This window comes from Dyadobacter sp. (genome assembly GCF_017744695.1).
Taxonomy (GTDB): Bacteria; Bacteroidota; Bacteroidia; order Cytophagales; family Spirosomataceae; genus Dyadobacter.
Genome location: NZ_JAGIAS010000003.1, coordinates 903,410 through 920,333 on the forward strand (window position 1 = coordinate 903,410; position 16,924 = coordinate 920,333).

A 16,924-nucleotide genomic window follows, 5' to 3' on the forward strand; every position below is an offset into this window, starting at 1 on the left:
CTACCTCGGTAATGTTTTGTAAAGCAGCACCCCGATCAGTGAAAATACGATATTAGGCAGCCACACGGCAAAAAGCGTATTGATCGTCCCCGCCTCGGCCACACCTTTGGATAACAAAAAGAAAAGGATGTAAATAAATGCCAGCATAAAACCCAGGGCAATCTGCCAACCTACCCCGCGACGGCTCTTTCGCGCCGAAACGATCACCCCGATCGCCGTCAGGATCAGGATCGCGAACGGTTGGGTGAAGCGGATATATTTTTCAATCAAATACACCTCCAAACCATCGGCACCACGGCTTTTCAACAGCTCGATGTAGGCGTTCAGCTCCGGTAGCGTAAATGTTTCGTAGAGGTTATAATCGCTTTCGAAATCTTTGGGCGAGAGGTTAATAGTCGTATCGATCTCCATTCCCCTGCTCAGCCGCTCGCCGAGACTATCGAGCGTCCGCACCTGGTAATTTTGAAGCGTCCATTTCTTCTTTTTCGGCTGCCAGACAATCTTCTCGGCATAAAACTTTTGAAGCAGTTTAGTGCCCTTGATCGTCTCCATCGTGAATTTATTCCCGGTCTGCGTCGTGGTGTTATAGCTTTCCAGATAGGCATACACGTCGGGCGCAATGGTAATATGCACGTTATGCCCGCTGAAATAGAATTCGTTTTTTACGTAAGTTTTTTCAAAACTGACGCGGATTTTATTGGCCTTCGGCAAAACCCATCCTACCTGAATGAATGTCAGGATCCCCAGCACAACCGCCCCGGCCATATAGGGCATCAGCATCCGAGTGAAGCTTATCCCGCTGCTCAGCATGGCGATAATCTCCGTACGCGCGGCAATGCGCGAGGTGAAGAACACCGTGGCGATGAATACCATCAGCGGACTGATGTAATTGATCCAGTAAGGGATCAGATTGAGGTAATAATCGATGATGATCTCCCTGAGCGGTGCTTTCTTGTCGAGAAAGTCGTCCACCTTTTCGGTATAGTCGATCATACAGATAATCAGTACGATGACGAACGCCACGAACACGTAGGTAATCAGGAAGTTTTTGATCAGGTACCGATCGAGGATTTTAAAGTTCATGGCTGGCTAGGATCTCATCGGCGCTGTACCAGCAGGTTTTTAGACACTTCGAGACTGATAAACAACGTCGGGCCGCCGTTAATCTGTACGGACGCCGACTTGTCATATTCATTAATTTCCTTCACCTCTATCACCGCACCGAGCGTAATCCCCGACCGATCAAGATGTTGCAGAAAAGAAGGCGCATGATCGAGTACTCCCATCATTAACACTTTTTCACCAACGTGCACATCGGTAAGGATCAGATAATCGGGTTCGGTAAGGTTTCCTTTCGCGTCAGGAATGGGGTCGCCATGCGGATCGAACTTCGGATGCCCTAGAAATGCATCGAGTTTTTCCACCAATACTTCCGACGGGACGTGTTCCAGCTCCTCGGCAATGTCATGTACCTCGTCCCAGCCGAAACCCAGCTTTTCAACCAGAAAAACTTCCCAGAGGCGATGCTTGCGGATCACCTTGATCGCCACCTTCTCGCCACTTTCCGTCAGTGTTACGCCCTGGTATTTTTTATAATGGATCAATCCCTTGTCTGCCAGCTTGCGCAGCATGTCCGTCACCGATGCCGCACGCGTAGACGTGCTCTCCGCGAGCGCATTCGTGCTCACCTCGACCCCGTCACGTCCGGAAAGCGCGTGGATGATCTTTAAGTAATTTTCTTCTGTGAAAGAATTCTGCATGCCTTGTAAGCCCCGGTTACCAATCTTAAATATCCGGCAAAAGTACGATTTACTATCTGTAAATTAAAAAATTTAGACTAACCTAAAAATATATTAAGAATTTCCTTATCTTTGTTTTCAGAGAACTAAATTGTTTATTTCGGAGACTAAGGAAATGATTGACGATTTAAAAATAGATAAGTCTTTGCAAGAGAAAACACCGGATCATAGCGGGCAACTTCGTTCGTTATCCGAAGTTCACTCCTCGATTTCGGTACCGGAAGGAGTTGGTTTCTGGAAAAAAATGGCCGCATTTGCCGGTCCGGGCCTGATGGTAGCGGTGGGCTACATCGATCCTGGCAACTGGGCCACCGATATTGAAGGCGGTTCGCGGTTTGGCTACACATTACTTTCCGTGATCCTGATATCGAACCTGTTTGCCATGCTTTTGCAGCATTTATCCCTCAAGCTCGGCATTGCTGCGGGCCGCGACCTAGCGCAAGCCTGCCGCGATTACTACTCGCGCCCGGTATCATTTATTCTCTGGATACTTTCCGAAATCGCCATCGCCGCCACCGACCTCGCCGAAGTGATCGGTTCCGCCATTGCACTGAACCTCCTTTTCGGCCTCCCTCTCCCCGTCGGCGTTGTGTTCACCGCATTCGACGTGCTGATTGTATTGTATTTCCAGCAAAAAGGGTTTCGCATTATTGAAAGCATTGTGGCCGGGTTGATGACCATTATCCTGCTGAGCTTTTTATACGAAATGATCGTTTCGCAGCCATCGCTGGCCGGTGTTATGGGTGGATTAGTCCCTAAAAAGGAAATCGTGACCGACCCGGGAATGCTTTATATTGCCATTGGTATCCTCGGGGCCACCGTGATGCCCCACAACCTTTACCTGCATTCGAGCATTGTTCAGACCCGTAATTTCAAAAAAGATGAAGCGGGCAAACGTTCCGCAATCCGCTTCGCAACCATCGATTCTACCGTTTCGCTGGCGCTGGCTTTCTTCATCAACGGCTCCATTCTTATCCTGGCCGCGTCGGCATTCCACGCCAACGGCCATTTCGAAATCGCCGATATCACCGACGCCTACCACCTGCTCGATCCCGTATTGGGCGTAAGCCTGGCCGGCATATTCTTCGCGCTTGCGTTACTCGCATCCGGACAGAGCTCCACGCTTACGGGTACCCTCGCAGGCCAGATCGTGATGGAAGGCTTCCTCAATATTCGTCTGAAACCCTGGATTCGCCGGCTGTTGACGCGCGGTATCGCCATTATTCCTGCGCTGATCGTCTCCTACCTGTACGGCGAGCGTGGTACGGCCGAATTGCTCGTACTCAGCCAGGTAATTCTTTCCCTGCAACTCAGCTTTGCCGTGGTACCACTGGTGTTCTTCACTTCGAACAGCAAAATCATGGGGCCGTTTGCCAATTCCAGGCTATTGAACGCTGTAAGCTGGGTTATTGCGTTGATTATTATTGGGTTGAATGGATTTTTGTTGTGGGGGACGCTTGTTTAACGCCCCTCACAACGCATTTCAATTTTCTTTCAGGAGCCTTTTAACCGTATACAACTCGTTCACTTTTAAACGACAAAACAGCGTTTGCACTCCGAATCCCAGCTTGCCTGAAGAGTATTTCCATCGTCCCTTTGAATGCGGGTTGTCAACCAACGTTTTCAACACCCTGCCGCTCTCATCCATAAGTTCAAGCTTGACGTGGCTCCCATCCTCTTTCACATTGAATTCAATCTGAAATTCCTCCTGAAAAGGATTTGGAAAAGTTGTCAATCCTAGCAATTCGTCCTCATTTACAACCGGCTCCTCTATCTCTGCCGCAATCCGGTTAGATGCGTAACAATGTACCCAGGTAGCTGCCGATATGTGCCAGTTGCCTTTGCTGTCTTTAATGAAGCATTTGATATCGGAGTAGCAACTTTCTGTCGTAAATGTGTTCGTATTCGCTCCTGCGATTGGACTGTTGATGCTCGAACCCCAGCGGTATTCGACGTACCCTGCCGGAGCTATCAGATATCGTTTGTTTCCATTGGTCGTATATGTAAGCTGAGGTACAAAGCCAGCAGAAATTCTGTTGCCGTTGTTTCCGATCGCATCAAACCATTTACCAGCGAGCCAGGTGAGAGCCCCGCTGTAATTTTCTTCGAAATGCGTACTGTCCCTTCGATACGTAATGCCTGCGATCGCTCCGCCACTTCCAACAATGTAATCCGTATCTGGTCCGCCAGTTGTCGATCCGCCAACCACAGCTCCTTGTCCAGAGCGAATCGTGTTATTTAATGGGCCATACTTACTGATAGTTGCTTTTGAAACTACCCAACTGAGAATATTGGGATTAATGGTAGCTCCGAAATCGGACCTGGACTTGTTGATCACGAATTGTAATTTGGTCTGATAGTCGGCGGCACTGCTTGCTTTGTAGTTTGCGGGCACGTTATTATCTGAGTCCGCTTCACCCTGATGCCAAAGCACCATTCTGACACCATAAAGCGATGCGTAGCAATTTAGTGTAGAGCGCAGCGGTGTGTATGGTTGTCCGTAGTAATCTGCCGGATTCACTGAACCTTGTTTGTAACCTAAACAAAATTGAGTCCCTCCGGTGTAAGGATTCGACGCAGCAAGCCCCTGCGCGCCCAAGTACCATTGCGTGATTGTGCTACCGCCTGACGCCGTGTTAAAAAAAGCTACCGGCATTCCACCATTTGCATCAGATATCTTCTTTCCAAGCACTGCGTAGCACCAAACGTTATTTCCAGTCGGACCAAGCCTATTGTACTGCTTAGCTACGTCTGTGAGCGGATACATTTCTCCGAAATTATCGAGCAGATTTTTTGTACAGTTATAATCTTCATTGATACCGACAATCCATTCCGGGAAACCTGCCGTTGCCGGCAATTTCCACCCTCCCATCGGCTCAAACTGTCCGCCTATTCCCTGGCCATTGGATTGTCCTGCAATGATAAAAACGTCCCCTACACCTACCTTGGAAGACGCATAAACAGCCCCGTTCAGCATAACCTCTACCAAATACCAACCTTTTGTCAGCGTCGTCGTGGTGTAAAACATACCATTACCAGCCATCGACAAGTTGATTGTGGCCCCTTGCACATTAGGATTCACACTTAATGTCTTGATCTTGTAGCTAATTGTGGTCCCAGGCACGATTGCACCGTTCGCCCCAGTTCCCCAAACCAATTGCCCGGCGATCGTGACTGTTGCCTGATTATTACCGTCCCGTTGAAGGACCGAGTTGTATTTTGGATAAGATAAACTAAGGTACTGCGCATGCACGATTTGTGACGTCAACGCAAGAATTGACAAAATAGTAGCCGATATATTTTTCATAAGATGTGTGTTTAAGGCACGCAGAGGTTCGATCCCGAAAACTATCCGGGAAAGCATCTGCATACATTGTTTCGTTTATTTTGAAGAAATAACCTCTATGAATTCGCTCACGTTGATCAGCGGGATTTTAGCATCGTATTTGAGGTTAATTGCCTTTACTACTTCGTTGGCTATCACAGCCTGGCCTAACGGAGTAGGATAAATGCCGTCGGACGAGAAAAAATTACCTTTGATTGATCCATCAATTTTTAGACCATTATCGGTAACGTAGACGCCGTCATTAATTCTTTTATAGATCGCATGAAGGTCTACGAGCGCCAGATTGTATTTATCCGCAAACTTTCGAACACTTGGATTGACAACTCTTTCAGGATCTGCAAACCACGCTTCTCCCTGGTCAATGATATCCATGTCGTTTATCTGTCCTTGAATGGGCTTTCCCTTTTCCGCAGTTCCAAATACCCCCTCTGTGTATTTAGTCGGTTTCAGATAAAATTCCTGCGTGTGGTTTGCGACAACCGCACTGTTTGTTATCCAATAAACCATAGATATCGAGGGGACCATTTTTTTCAAAACCTCAACATCATACCATTTCATGAACCCCCAATGCTTGAAATGCGGAATTGTGAAAACCACGCCCTTTTGCCCCTTACTCACTATTCCGTCCATCGCATATGTAGGTACGCTGGCGTAATTGGCTAGCGAAAACCTTTCATCAAGGCGCGGCTGATTAATAATCCAATTCGCAAAAGCATCATAGAAGTCCTCCATGATCACGAAATCATATTTTTGCTTCTGCTGAATCGATTTCAAAAGCGTGGTATCCTTCGTTATTTTGTAGGAACTGAAACGCGACGAATACGCCTGCGACTTACAATCGGGACAATACGGATAGCTGGCCCCGATCGTGCCGCCATTGGGGAATGCAAAATTGTGAATCAAGCCCGGGAAAGGTGTCATTTTGACCGGCTCCCCCGGTTCCAGATGCGCAAGATCGTTCGTCACTTCCAGCCAACGCGGGAAATCTCCATTCGGCTCTCCGTAGAGAAAGATGCCTGTGCCATTCGCCTCATCTTCATTGAGCAACGGTGTTTTGAAATCCGCAATTCCCATTTGCCGGGCAACCAGATTAGGATATGCAAATTGCTGAGCCTCTCTGTTGAGTCCACCATTGCTTACGCCGGCTGTAAGACCACCACCAAAGGAAACCACTACTGGCACCTCCCCGTTTTTTGTAATAGTCCCAAGGTACGGCTTCTCAAGCGGTCGCGAAAACCATCTACCGGCGTCGTATTTCGACTCGTAAGTGGTCGTTCCGGTAATAAACATCGGGTCAGAAATGGTGGGAAGCTGCGACGGCAAAAGACGTTCCGGCTCACCCGGTGTAGTCGGAGTCCCCGGCGGATCGTTCTGTTCGTCAACAGGCTCAACGGGTGGCGAGCCCTTCGGCGCGTCTTGCGCGCAGCTTACAAACAACAAAAACAGGCAGGCAACGCCCGTAAATACGTACTTCTTCATCAACTTGTTGATTAAAGTGAGAAATGATCGAGAAGTTGGGAACGTTGCCTACGGGAAAGAATATAGAGTCTGATAATAGAGGACCGTTAGTCAATCACCATCGCTAATATATAAAAATTATTTAATCAAGAATACATATAACTATTTTAATAACCACAGTTATCGGATCGAAAATTTAATGCTACCTTCAGGAACCTTTTTCTCCGCGGTTTCCTAACTTTCGCCGTTTTTCATAAAAGGTGGATGGAATCAAAACACAAAGTTGACAAGGTAACGGCCGCCGGGCTTCTGGTGGCGTTCGGCATTATATACGGTGACATCGGTACGTCGCCACTTTATGTAATGCAGGCGATTATCGGGAGCGAGGTAATATCCGAAGAAATTATCTACGGCGCATTATCCTGTATATTCTGGACACTCACGCTCCAAACAACCGTCAAATACGTTGTTTTGATCCTCCGGGCCGATAACCGGGGAGAAGGAGGTATTTTCGCCTTGTACGCATTGGTAAGGAAGCACGCCAAATGGCTGACTGTACCGGCCATTATCGGAGGAAGCACCCTTCTTGCCGACGGTATTATCACTCCACCCATTTCCGTTGCGTCCGCAGTAGAGGGTTTGAGACTGCTATACCCCAATATCCAAACCATTCCCATTGTGCTGGGTATTCTGACTGCGATTTTCTTGATCCAGGCATTCGGTACCAAAATCGTAGGGCGCACTTTCGGGCCTTTGATGGTAACCTGGTTTGTGATGCTTGGTGTCCTGGGGGTTTATCAGATTTTAGAACATCCCGGCATATTCAAAGCATTCAATCCGTTTTACGGCTATCAGTTGTTAACGAAGCACCCAGGCGGCTTCTGGATGCTTGGTGCGGTATTTCTTTGCACCACGGGCGCCGAGGCACTTTACACCGACTTGGGGCACTGTGGCAGAGGGAATATCCGCGTAAGCTGGATTTTCGTCAAATCATGTCTGATACTCAACTATTTCGGTCAGGGCGCCTGGCTGTTGTCCGAAACCGGCAATTTGTTGAGCGGACGCAAGCCTTTCTATGAAATCATGCCGGAATGGTGGCTTCTGCCCGGTATCGTCATTGCGACTTCGGCCGCCATCATAGCCAGTCAGGCGTTGATATCCGGATCATTTACACTCATTTCAGAAGCGATCAGGCTTAACTTCTGGCCGAAAGTCCGGCTTATCTATCCCAGTGATCAAAAAGGACAGCTCTATGTCCCCAGCATTAACTGGTTGCTATTGCTAGGCTGCGCAGCGGTTGTGCTATATTTCAAAGAGTCGGCCAATATGGAGGCCGCGTACGGGTTAGCGATCACCCTCACGATGATCATGACCACGATCCTGATGTCATATTACCTTTATGTCAAAAGGGTGAATTTGTGGATCGTCATCCTTTTTATGCTGCTATACCTTTCCATTGAAGGTGCTTTCCTCGGCGCTAACCTCCTGAAATTCACGCACGGAGGCTGGTTCACGATTATGGTAGGCACGTTGGTAGCGGGTTTGATGGCAGTATGGCTCAAAGCGTTTTACATCAAACTCAGGCTCACTGAATATACCAAGCTCGAAAAATACCTGCCCGCATTGCACGAGCTGAGCCGTGATATCAGTATTCCAAAGTACACCACCCACCTCGTTTTCATGACCAACGCCTCCCGCGCGACGGAAATCGAAACAAAGGTCATTTACTCTATTTTCCAAAAGCGCCCGAAACGTGCCGATGTGTACTGGTTCATTCACGTCGACATTATGGATGATCCTTATACCATGGAATACAAGGTGTTGTCCGATGAAGACCACCATGACAATGTCATCAAAATCAACTTCCGGCTAGGTTTCCGCGTCGATCAGCGGATCAATATGTTCTTCCGGAAAGTGGTCGAGGATATGGTTCTAAACAAGGAAGTGGACATTACCAGCCGGTACGAATCACTGAGCAAACAGAACATTACCGGTGATTTCCGTTTTGTGGTGCTGGAAAGGTTCCTTTCATTTGAAAACGACCTGCCGTTCCTGGAACAGCTGGTAATGAAAACCTATTTCTTTGTCAAGGATTTCACGACACCGGAAGACAAATGGTTCGGGCTCGACAGCAGTTCAGTCAAAATAGAGAAAGTACCGCTCATTATCCGGCCGGTCGAAAACGTCAAATTAAGGCGCGTTTTCCACTGATTACCGCGCTGAACATCTTTGAAAGGATCGATATTGCCAGTAACATTGCCGGTATCGATCCTTTTTCTTTTTCAAACTATTCCCTTTGCTAATCCAATGAATTTTCTCCGGCGCATCGCCATTCCCCTGTTGGTGCTTTTCACGCACGCCTTCGGCACTACGGCCCAGAACAAGGTCACCATCCCCATCGAAACCGCTCAAAATGCCCTTGTTTTACAAACCGATGCGGACAAACACTTGTCGATTATCTATTTTGGCAAAAAACTGACGCAGGTGTCAGAATATGATCTGGTAAGTTCCCAAAACCGCCAGCGCGACGGCAATGCCGGCATCTACAATTCGGCCTACACGCCGGCAGGTTCGTGGAACATCTCCGAGCCGGCTTTGCAGATTACACATGCGGACGGTAACAAATCGACAGACCTTGTTTATATCAATCACCAAACCACGCGCGAAGGCGATAATGTAGCGGTTACGAACATTCAGCTGAAAGATCCTGTGTATGCCGTAGAAGTGTCGTTGTTTTACAAAACCTATTCACGGGAGAATGTTGTGGAACAATGGAGCGTGATCAAAAGCGCGGAGAAGGGCGAGATCACATTGAACAAGTATGCTTCCGCAAACCTCTATTTCCCTGGCAAAGACTTCTATCTCACACATTACAATGGTACCTGGGCGCGCGAGATGAACCCGGAAGAAGAACAACTCACTGCCGGAATCCGCGTACTCGATTCCAAACTGGGTACACGCGCCAACCTCTTTCAGCCGCCCAGTTTCCAGCTTTCATTTGACAAACCTGCTTCCGAAACCGAAGGCAAAGTGCTGCTCGGCACGCTCGCGTGGTCGGGCAACTTCCGGATGGATTTCGAAGTGGACTCCTACCATAACCTCCGCCTGATCGCGGGCATTAACAACTATGCCTCCGAATATCCGCTGGCCTCCGGCAAGGATTTCAAAACCCCTTCATTCATTTACACGTTCTCCGAAAACGGAAAGGGCGAGGCCAGCCGGAACCTGCACAACTGGGCACGCAAATACCGCATTCTCGACGGCGAAGGCTCCCGCCTCACGCTGCTGAACAACTGGGAAGCCACTTATTTTGATTTTAATGAAGAAAAATTGTCGGGACTATTCAAAGACGGAAAGAAGCTGGGCGTAGATCTTTTCCTGCTCGACGACGGCTGGTTCGCCAACAAATACCCCCGTAACGACGACCGTGCAGGGCTTGGCGACTGGCAGGAAAACATCAAAAAACTCCCGCACGGCATAGGTTACCTGGTGAAAGAAGCCAAAAATGCGGGGATCAAATTCGGGATTTGGGTGGAACCGGAAATGGTAAATCCCAAAAGTGAGCTCTATGAGAAGCACCCCGACTGGGTGATCCGCCAACCACAGCGCCCGGAGCATTACATGCGTAATCAATTGCCCCTCGATTTGTCGAATCCGGAGGTTCAGAACTTTGTTTACGGCATTCTGGATAAGCTTTTCACCGAAAATCCCGAGATCGCTTATATTAAATGGGACTGTAATGCCATTACGTTCAATGCGCATTCGGCCTACCTCGAAAAGAGCAAGCAAAAGCAGTCGCAGCTGTATGTCGATTATGTAAAAGGCCTTTACAAAGTCCTCGAAAAACTCCGCGCCAAATACCCGAAAGTACCGATGATGCTCTGCTCCGGCGGCGGTGGCCGGGTGGATTACGAGGCTTTGAAATATTTTACCGAGTTCTGGCCGAGCGATAATACCGACCCGCTGGAACGCATTTTCATGCAATGGGAGTATTCCTACTTCTTTCCCGCGCTCGCGCAAAGCGCACACGTGACGGACTGGGGCAAGCAGCCCTTGAAATTCCGTACCGACGTTGCGATGATGGGCAAGCTCGGGTACGATATTGTGGTGAGTCATTTGAATGAAAAAGACCTGCAATTCGGTCAGCAATCCGTCGCCACTTACAATGCGATCAAAGACGTAATCTGGCAAGGCGATTTATACCGCCTCATAGATCCGAAGAAAAACGACTTCGCATCCCTGCTTTTCGCAACCAAAAGCAAGGACCGGGCTATTGTATTCTCCTATTTGGTGAGCAATCGCAACGGTGCAGGTTCCGACATTGCCGTTCGTTTGCAAGGACTGGACGCCGGCAAAAAATACAAAGTACGGGAGCTGAACCTTTATCCCGACACCAAATCGCCCATCAAAGAGAATCAGGTCTATTCAGGAGATTTTCTGATGACAGCCGGTTTCAATCCTGTTGTGAATTCAAGACGGGCCAGTGTGATTTTGGAGGTCTTGGAGGAGAAATAAGAATCAATTTTAGCAATATTTTTCTTAGATCAACAAATTTGTTAATTTAGTATATTTCAATCTATATTATTTAAACAAATTTGTCGATCTATGACAAAATCGATCAAACTCAAACCCATATCCAAAGAGCTCGTATTAAGCAGGCTCCGATTCGAAAATCCCTGGTGGGTCTCAGGCAAAATCGATCCTGAATATGAGGATATGCACCCCCGGCTGTACTTCGGGCTCCTGCATCAGTTGGTGGCTGAAACCAGCGTAAAAAGGGCGGTTGTGTTAATGGGCCCCAGAAGGGTCGGCAAAACCGTTATGATGCACCATAGCGCTCAGAAATTGCTGAATGATGGTATTAACCCCAAAAAAATCGCATTCATCAGCATCGACAACCCTATCTATCTGTATATGGGTTTGGACCAGCTCTTTTCGCTTGTGCGCAAAGCGGTCGCTGACGACAACCTTGACAACTGGTATCTGTTCTTTGACGAAATCCAGTATCTCAGAGATTGGGAAGTACATTTAAAGGTGATGGTGGACAGTTATCCCCATACCAAAATCATTGTTTCCGGCTCAGCCGCTGCTGCTTTGCGGCTCAAAAGCAATGAAAGCGGCGCAGGCAGGTTCACAGAATTCATGCTTCCTCCACTGACATTTCATGAATATATTCAGTTAAAGAAATTCGACCATCTGATTCGCCCTTCGTCCATCGCCTGGAACGGCAACGTGAACAAATTCTTCACGAGCAGCCATTTAACAGAGCTTAACAAGCATTTCATCGATTACATCAACTTCGGAGGTTATCCCGAGGTGATATTTTCGGAAACCATTCAGGCCAATCCCGGGAGATATATCAAAAGCGACATTGTTGACAAAGTACTATTGCGCGACCTGCCCAGCCTTTACGGCATTCAGGATGTACAGGAACTCAATGCATTCTTCACAACGCTTGCATATTACAGCGGAAACGAAGTTTCGCTGGACGTACTTTCAAAAAGCAGCGGTATCGACAAGAACCTTTTGAAAAAATACCTGGAATACCTGGAAGCCGCATTTCTTGTGAGAGTTGTCCACCGGGTCGACGATACCGCTAAAAAATTCCAGCGCGCCAATTTCTACAAGGTTTTCCTGACCAATCCTTCGCTGCGCAGCGCCTTATTCGCCCCCCTCGAAGCTACCGACGATTTGTTTGGAAGCATGGTCGAGACCGCCATCTTTTCCCAATGGATACACCGCTATTGGTTCACGCCCTGGTACGCGCGCTGGACTAACGGAAAATTCCAGGGTGAAGTGGATATGATCGGCCTGGACAACAAATCGCTGAAACCCGCGTGGGCGGTGGAAGTGAAGTGGAGCAACAGGTATTACGAAAGGCCTGAGGAGTTAAAAAGCGTGCTACAATTTTGTGAAAAGAACAACTTGAAATCAGCCCTTGTCACAACTATTGACAAGGAAGGGACGATAGAAAAAAATGGCATAACGCTTAACTTCGTCCCTTCCGCTATTTACGCTTATATCGTGGGCGTGAACACGCTGGAAATACGCGGCAAATTGTGATTATTTCAAATAAACCCCTTCCTCTTCCGCACGACTTAAAACGACCTCCACATGCTCAGTAAGCGTGGTACTCAACGAATACCCCACGTAATCGGCATGAATCGGGAATTTGTGGTGACTGCGATCGACTATCACGGCTACCTGAACTTTTTTCATCGGTACTTTCAGGAACGGCTCCAATGCAAATGCGAGCGTACGGCCCGTATTGAGCACGTCGTCCGCGACGATCACCACCTGATTTTCGACATTCAATTCGCGATCGAACAGGATCGGACTTTGCTGGTGGATGTTTTTGTCGAAACGGAGCTCGATCAGCTGTGCGTCAAGCGGGGAAATTTCTGTGAGCTCGGCTACCAGTCTTTTGGCAAAGGCAAAACCTTCGCCGGCGATTCCTGCGATGATAATGCCCTTTTCCTCAAAATTCTGCTCATATATTTCAAAAGCGATCCGGCGTATTTTCTGGCCCGTTTGGTGGGCACTCAAAATCTGACGCCTGGATACCTTGCTGTTCTGGGTCATTGCGGGTATTGGTAAGTTAAAATCCTAGCAGCGGTAAAAATAGCAAACCGTCATGCCACTTCATAGCGCCGCGAAATTCTTTAACCAATTCGCAAAAGTCAATTCATGAAGCGGCAATTCCAGGCTCACAATACCCATTTCCACTTTCGCCTGCCCAATACGCTCCGTTCGGATTTCCATTAATGCCTTTTCATAAGGCTTAGGGAACTCCGGATGCGCCTGTATCGCGACCATATTTTCGCCGACCTTAAACATCCCGATCGGGCAATCCTGCGACTCGGCCAGCAGCTTACTATCGGGCGGCAGTTCCATTACCTGGTCCTGGCACATCATCAAGAGATTGAATGATTGCCGAGCCGGCACCATCCATTCTTCCTGGCTCAATACCTGGAAGTTATGTACGCCTACGCACCAGCCCACGGCCGATTTCTCCACCTTTCCGCCCAATGCTTCCGCCAGCATCTGATGCCCGAAGCAAATACCCAGGTACTTTTTCCCGGAATCCCGGATTTCACGTACGAGCTCCTTCAACCGATGAATCCACGGCTCGTCATCATAAACCGAATATTTGGAACCTGTGCAAACGTACACCTCGCACTCATCCGCCGAAGCCGGAAAATGCCCGTTGCAAACATCATAAAACGTGAACTCCCAGTCAGGCGCAACCTGTGAAAACAAAGCCGGGAACATTTCCCGGTAATCTCCCGCGATCGGCAACAGCTCTTCACGTACATGGTCGCATTCCAGCAATCCGACTTTTGTCATACTATATTTTACTTGTTATCAAAAAGCTGGTTCAGTTCAATGGTAAACTCGGGTAGTGTAACCGAGGTCAGCGCCTGACCCACGGTATACGGTTTCAATCCAATGAATTTACCTTCTTCAATTAGTACATACACGAAAACCACTTCATCATTCGGCTCAACCAGCCAATATTCCTTCACACCAGATTCCTCATACACGTCAAACTTGTTGTCCATTTCCTTTCTGGTATTGCCCGGAGAAAGTATCTCAATAATCCAGTCCGGCGCGCCGAGACAGCCTTTTTCATCTATTTTAGTCGGATCGCAAATCACTGAAATATCAGGCTGGACAACTGTGAGAATTTCCTTATCAGATTGAACATCAAACCTCGAAAGTCTCACATCGAACGGACCGGCAAAAACCTGGCAATCTCTGTATTTGAGCAATTGCCATATTTCGGATAAAAGCAACGCTGAAATTCGCTGATGTCTCGTAGCAGGTGCGGGCGACATTTTGAAGATCTTTCCTTTAATCAGTTCAAGGCGCTCTTCAAACTCCCATTTTAAATAGTCTGCATAGCTGTACGTACCATTCAAATCCAGTGTGTCGATGCTCTTCATATCTCAAATTGACTAGTTTCAAATAAAGATAACCCAACAAACCAAGTTACCCTATTTTCAAATGAAAAGACTTGGGCCGCGTCAATGCCTCGTAACCTACCACCGACAATGTACAGCCACGTCCCGAATTCTTCACGCCCGTCCACGCCAGTGCGGGGTCGAGGTAATCGCAGCGGTTCATGAACCAGGTGCCGGTTTCGACTCGCTCGCCGATTTGTAATGCCGCGTCGACATCCGAAGTCCAGATGGAAGCGGTAAGACCGTACTGACTATCGTTCATCAGCCGAATAGCCTCTTCATCGCTGGCGACCGGCATAATACCTACTACCGGCGCGAAAGTTTCCTCCGTCATAATGTCCATCGAATGATTGACATTCACGAGCACCTGCGGTGCCAGGTAGGGCGTCCCCGACTGGTGCGCCGGAAACAATGCCGGGTCGATCAATGCGGTAGCTCCTTGTGCCACAGCGTCATCAATCTGTTTCTGGGCAAAGCTCGCCGCTGATGTTCTCACCATCGGCCCCAAGGTCGTTTCAGCATCACGCGGATCACCAAGCACATATGTTTTGGTCAGTTCTTCAAAACCCTTGATAAAATCATCATAAACGGCCTGATGCACATAAATGCGCTCGATTCCGCAGCACGACTGACCGGAATTGAAGAAAGAACCGTCCACCAGGTTTTCAACCGCGTCGGCCAGGTTCGCATCCGCGCGCACGTACGCGGGATCTTTCCCGCCCAATTCGAGCCCGCCAACGATGAACCGCTCATTAATCGCCTTCTGCACCGCATGACCACCTTCTACCGAGCCGGTAAATGCCACATAATCGATCCGCATGTCGCCTATCACTTGGGCTACCTGATCATGACTTAAATGCAGATATTGAAATACACCCTCCGGCAAACCCGCGTATTCGAATGCTGCCGCATAGCGCTCGGCGCAAAGGGGCGTCTGCTGCGCGTGCTTCAAAATCACTGCATTACCCGACATGATGGCCGGTATCACGGAGTTTACAGATGTCAGGTAAGGATAATTCCATGGCGCCACCACGAACACCACGCCCAGCGGTTCTCTTTTTACAAATCTTTTGAAACCCGGAATTTCATCGACTTCCACATCCGCCAGCGCTTTTTCCGCCACCGAAATCATATAATTAGCCCGCTCCTGGAAGCCGCGACGGATCTCATTCGCCGTGTAGCGAACAGGCCGCCCCATTTGCCAGGTGAGTTCCAGACCGATTTCCTCCGCATTATTCAGGAAATATTCGACCGCCTTCCGACAAATCGTCTCGCGCTCTGCCAGCGTCGTTTTTTTCCATTCCTTCTGCGCGGCTACCGCTTTTTCCAAAGCAGCCTCCACGGCCTGTGCGTTCGCCAGTTCGCGCTCCACATACACAGAGCCATCGATCGGACTTATTGTTTTTTGAGTCATTTTTTGAAAGGGAGAAAAGGAGGAATGGAGTAAAGGGAGGATGAAGAAGGAAGAAAAATCAATCAATGACCTAATGACTCAATGATTTAAACTTTCTTCCCCTTCCTCCTTCTTCCCTTTCCTCCTTCCTCCATTAAAGAGGTGTTACATAAGCCGAGGTAATACCGCCGTCGACCAGGAAGTCGGTGCCGGTAACGAAAGAGGCCTCGTCTGAGGCAAGGAACAATGCGGCGTAAGCCATTTCCTTCGCTTCGCCGAAACGGCCCATCGGGATGTGTACCAGCCGGCGTTGTTTCTTTTCTTCGGTATTCAAAAACTTCATCAGCAACTCCGTGCGCAGCGGGCCCGGGCACAATGCGTTCACACGGATATTCTCCCGCGCGTGGATGACCGCGAGCTCGCGTGTGAGCGCGAGCACCGCCCCCTTGCTTGCAGTGTAAGCAACCTGCGGCGTAGCAGCACCCAAAATAGCCACAAATGAAGCCGTATTAATGATAGAACCGCCACCTGCGCGCTTCAATGCCGGTATACCATATTTACAACCCAGGAAAACACCCTTCGCGTTGATATTCATCGTCAGGTCCCAGATCGCCTCCTCCGTAGTGACGGCATTATCGTCGTCGCTATGCATGATACCCGCATTATTGAAAAGGATATTCAGCTTGCCGAATTTTTCTTCGGTAAATGCCACCGCGGCTTCGCAGTCAGCCGCTTTGGAAACATCCGAATGCAAAAAGTAAGCCTCTCCGCCGTTTTTCACAATCTCATCGACGGTCTCCTGACCGGCAGCGTCGTTCACATCCGTAACGACGATCTTAGCCCCTTCTTTGGCAAATAAAATAGCAGTTTCACGACCGATTCCGCCGCTTCCACCTGTAATAAGCGCGACCTTGTTCTCTAAGCGCATGGGTTTGATTGGTTATGTTTTTTGGATAGTAACGAG

Annotated in this window: 13 protein-coding genes; 4 read left to right on the plus strand and 9 right to left on the minus strand. The window is 48.6% G+C overall.

Features of this window, described 5'->3' with window-relative positions; all coding sequences use genetic code 11:
* A complete protein-coding gene (locus J7619_RS15735) occupies window positions 1-1,083 on the minus strand; it encodes an LptF/LptG family permease (RefSeq protein WP_291200154.1) in 1,083 nt (360 codons plus the stop codon).
* A 14-nt stretch (window positions 1,084-1,097) separates the two neighbouring features.
* The gene (locus J7619_RS15740) at window positions 1,098-1,760 is read right to left on the minus strand and encodes a metal-dependent transcriptional regulator (protein ID WP_106597815.1); all 663 of its coding nucleotides are present in this window, start codon (window positions 1,758-1,760) and stop codon (window positions 1,098-1,100) included.
* 154 nt (window positions 1,761-1,914) lie between these two features.
* Here J7619_RS15740 and J7619_RS15745 point away from each other — a divergent pair, with 154 nt between their 5' ends.
* The gene (locus J7619_RS15745; protein WP_291200158.1) at window positions 1,915-3,264 is read left to right on the plus strand and encodes an Nramp family divalent metal transporter; all 1,350 of its coding nucleotides are present in this window, start codon (window positions 1,915-1,917) and stop codon (window positions 3,262-3,264) included.
* An 18-nt stretch (window positions 3,265-3,282) separates the two neighbouring features.
* Here the strand turns inward: J7619_RS15745 and J7619_RS15750 are convergent, their stop codons facing one another.
* Entirely contained in the window at window positions 3,283-5,106 is a 1,824-nt protein-coding gene (locus J7619_RS15750; RefSeq protein WP_291200161.1) for a sialate O-acetylesterase, read from the minus strand.
* Between the two features lie 75 nt (window positions 5,107-5,181).
* Entirely contained in the window at window positions 5,182-6,624 is a 1,443-nt protein-coding gene (locus tag J7619_RS15755) for a hypothetical protein (protein ID WP_291200164.1), read from the minus strand.
* Between the two features lie 243 nt (window positions 6,625-6,867).
* Here J7619_RS15755 and J7619_RS15760 point away from each other — a divergent pair, with 243 nt between their 5' ends.
* The 3 genes from J7619_RS15760 (at window position 6,868) to J7619_RS15770 (ending at window position 12,666) form a co-directional block, all read left to right on the plus strand.
* Window positions 6,868-8,814 (plus strand): KUP/HAK/KT family potassium transporter, encoded by a 1,947-nt coding sequence (locus tag J7619_RS15760; RefSeq protein WP_291200167.1) that lies wholly within the window; start codon window positions 6,868-6,870, stop codon window positions 8,812-8,814.
* Between the two features lie 96 nt (window positions 8,815-8,910).
* On the plus strand, window positions 8,911-11,118 hold the full coding sequence (locus J7619_RS15765) for an alpha-galactosidase (RefSeq protein WP_291200169.1): 2,208 nt from the start codon (window positions 8,911-8,913) through the stop codon (window positions 11,116-11,118).
* A 90-nt stretch (window positions 11,119-11,208) separates the two neighbouring features.
* Window positions 11,209-12,666, plus strand: coding sequence for an ATP-binding protein (locus J7619_RS15770; protein WP_291200171.1), 1,458 nt, complete (start codon window positions 11,209-11,211; stop codon window positions 12,664-12,666).
* Here the strand turns inward: J7619_RS15770 and J7619_RS15775 are convergent, their stop codons facing one another.
* The 5 genes from J7619_RS15775 to J7619_RS15795 all read right to left on the minus strand — a co-directional run bounded on the left by J7619_RS15775 (window position 12,667) and on the right by J7619_RS15795 (window position 16,888).
* Window positions 12,667-13,185, minus strand: coding sequence for a phosphoribosyltransferase family protein (locus tag J7619_RS15775; protein WP_291200174.1), 519 nt, complete (start codon window positions 13,183-13,185; stop codon window positions 12,667-12,669). It lies immediately after the preceding gene.
* A 60-nt stretch (window positions 13,186-13,245) separates the two neighbouring features.
* Window positions 13,246-13,950, minus strand: a complete 705-nt coding sequence (locus tag J7619_RS15780) for a glutamine amidotransferase-related protein (RefSeq protein ID WP_291200177.1) — start codon at window positions 13,948-13,950, stop codon at window positions 13,246-13,248.
* A gap of 8 nt (window positions 13,951-13,958) precedes the next feature.
* A complete protein-coding gene (locus tag J7619_RS15785; protein ID WP_291200180.1) occupies window positions 13,959-14,549 on the minus strand; it encodes a Uma2 family endonuclease in 591 nt (196 codons plus the stop codon).
* Window positions 14,550-14,595: 46 nt separating this feature from the next.
* A complete protein-coding gene (locus J7619_RS15790) occupies window positions 14,596-15,981 on the minus strand; it encodes an aldehyde dehydrogenase family protein (protein ID WP_291200183.1) in 1,386 nt (461 codons plus the stop codon).
* A gap of 133 nt (window positions 15,982-16,114) precedes the next feature.
* On the minus strand, window positions 16,115-16,888 hold the full coding sequence (locus J7619_RS15795) for a glucose 1-dehydrogenase (protein ID WP_106597807.1): 774 nt from the start codon (window positions 16,886-16,888) through the stop codon (window positions 16,115-16,117).
* Window positions 16,889-16,924 lie beyond the last annotated feature (36 nt).

Excerpts from the sequence above, each read along its gene's own strand:
- J7619_RS15735 (WP_291200154.1), bottom strand. The coding sequence starts at position 1,083 with ATGAACTTTAAAATCCTCGATCGGTACCTGATCAAAAACTTCCTGATT.
- J7619_RS15740 (WP_106597815.1), bottom strand. The coding sequence starts at position 1,760 with ATGCAGAATTCTTTCACAGAAGAAAATTACTTAAAGATCATCCACGCG.
- J7619_RS15745 (WP_291200158.1), top strand. The coding sequence starts at position 1,915 with ATGATTGACGATTTAAAAATAGATAAGTCTTTGCAAGAGAAAACACCG.
- J7619_RS15750 (WP_291200161.1), bottom strand. The coding sequence starts at position 5,106 with ATGAAAAATATATCGGCTACTATTTTGTCAATTCTTGCGTTGACGTCA.
- J7619_RS15755 (WP_291200164.1), bottom strand. The coding sequence starts at position 6,624 with ATGAAGAAGTACGTATTTACGGGCGTTGCCTGCCTGTTTTTGTTGTTT.
- J7619_RS15760 (WP_291200167.1), top strand. The coding sequence starts at position 6,868 with ATGGAATCAAAACACAAAGTTGACAAGGTAACGGCCGCCGGGCTTCTG.
- J7619_RS15765 (WP_291200169.1), top strand. The coding sequence starts at position 8,911 with ATGAATTTTCTCCGGCGCATCGCCATTCCCCTGTTGGTGCTTTTCACG.
- J7619_RS15770 (WP_291200171.1), top strand. The coding sequence starts at position 11,209 with ATGACAAAATCGATCAAACTCAAACCCATATCCAAAGAGCTCGTATTA.
- J7619_RS15775 (WP_291200174.1), bottom strand. The coding sequence starts at position 13,185 with ATGACCCAGAACAGCAAGGTATCCAGGCGTCAGATTTTGAGTGCCCAC.
- J7619_RS15780 (WP_291200177.1), bottom strand. The coding sequence starts at position 13,950 with ATGACAAAAGTCGGATTGCTGGAATGCGACCATGTACGTGAAGAGCTG.
- J7619_RS15785 (WP_291200180.1), bottom strand. The coding sequence starts at position 14,549 with ATGAAGAGCATCGACACACTGGATTTGAATGGTACGTACAGCTATGCA.
- J7619_RS15790 (WP_291200183.1), bottom strand. The coding sequence starts at position 15,981 with ATGACTCAAAAAACAATAAGTCCGATCGATGGCTCTGTGTATGTGGAG.
- J7619_RS15795 (WP_106597807.1), bottom strand. The coding sequence starts at position 16,888 with ATGCGCTTAGAGAACAAGGTCGCGCTTATTACAGGTGGAAGCGGCGGA.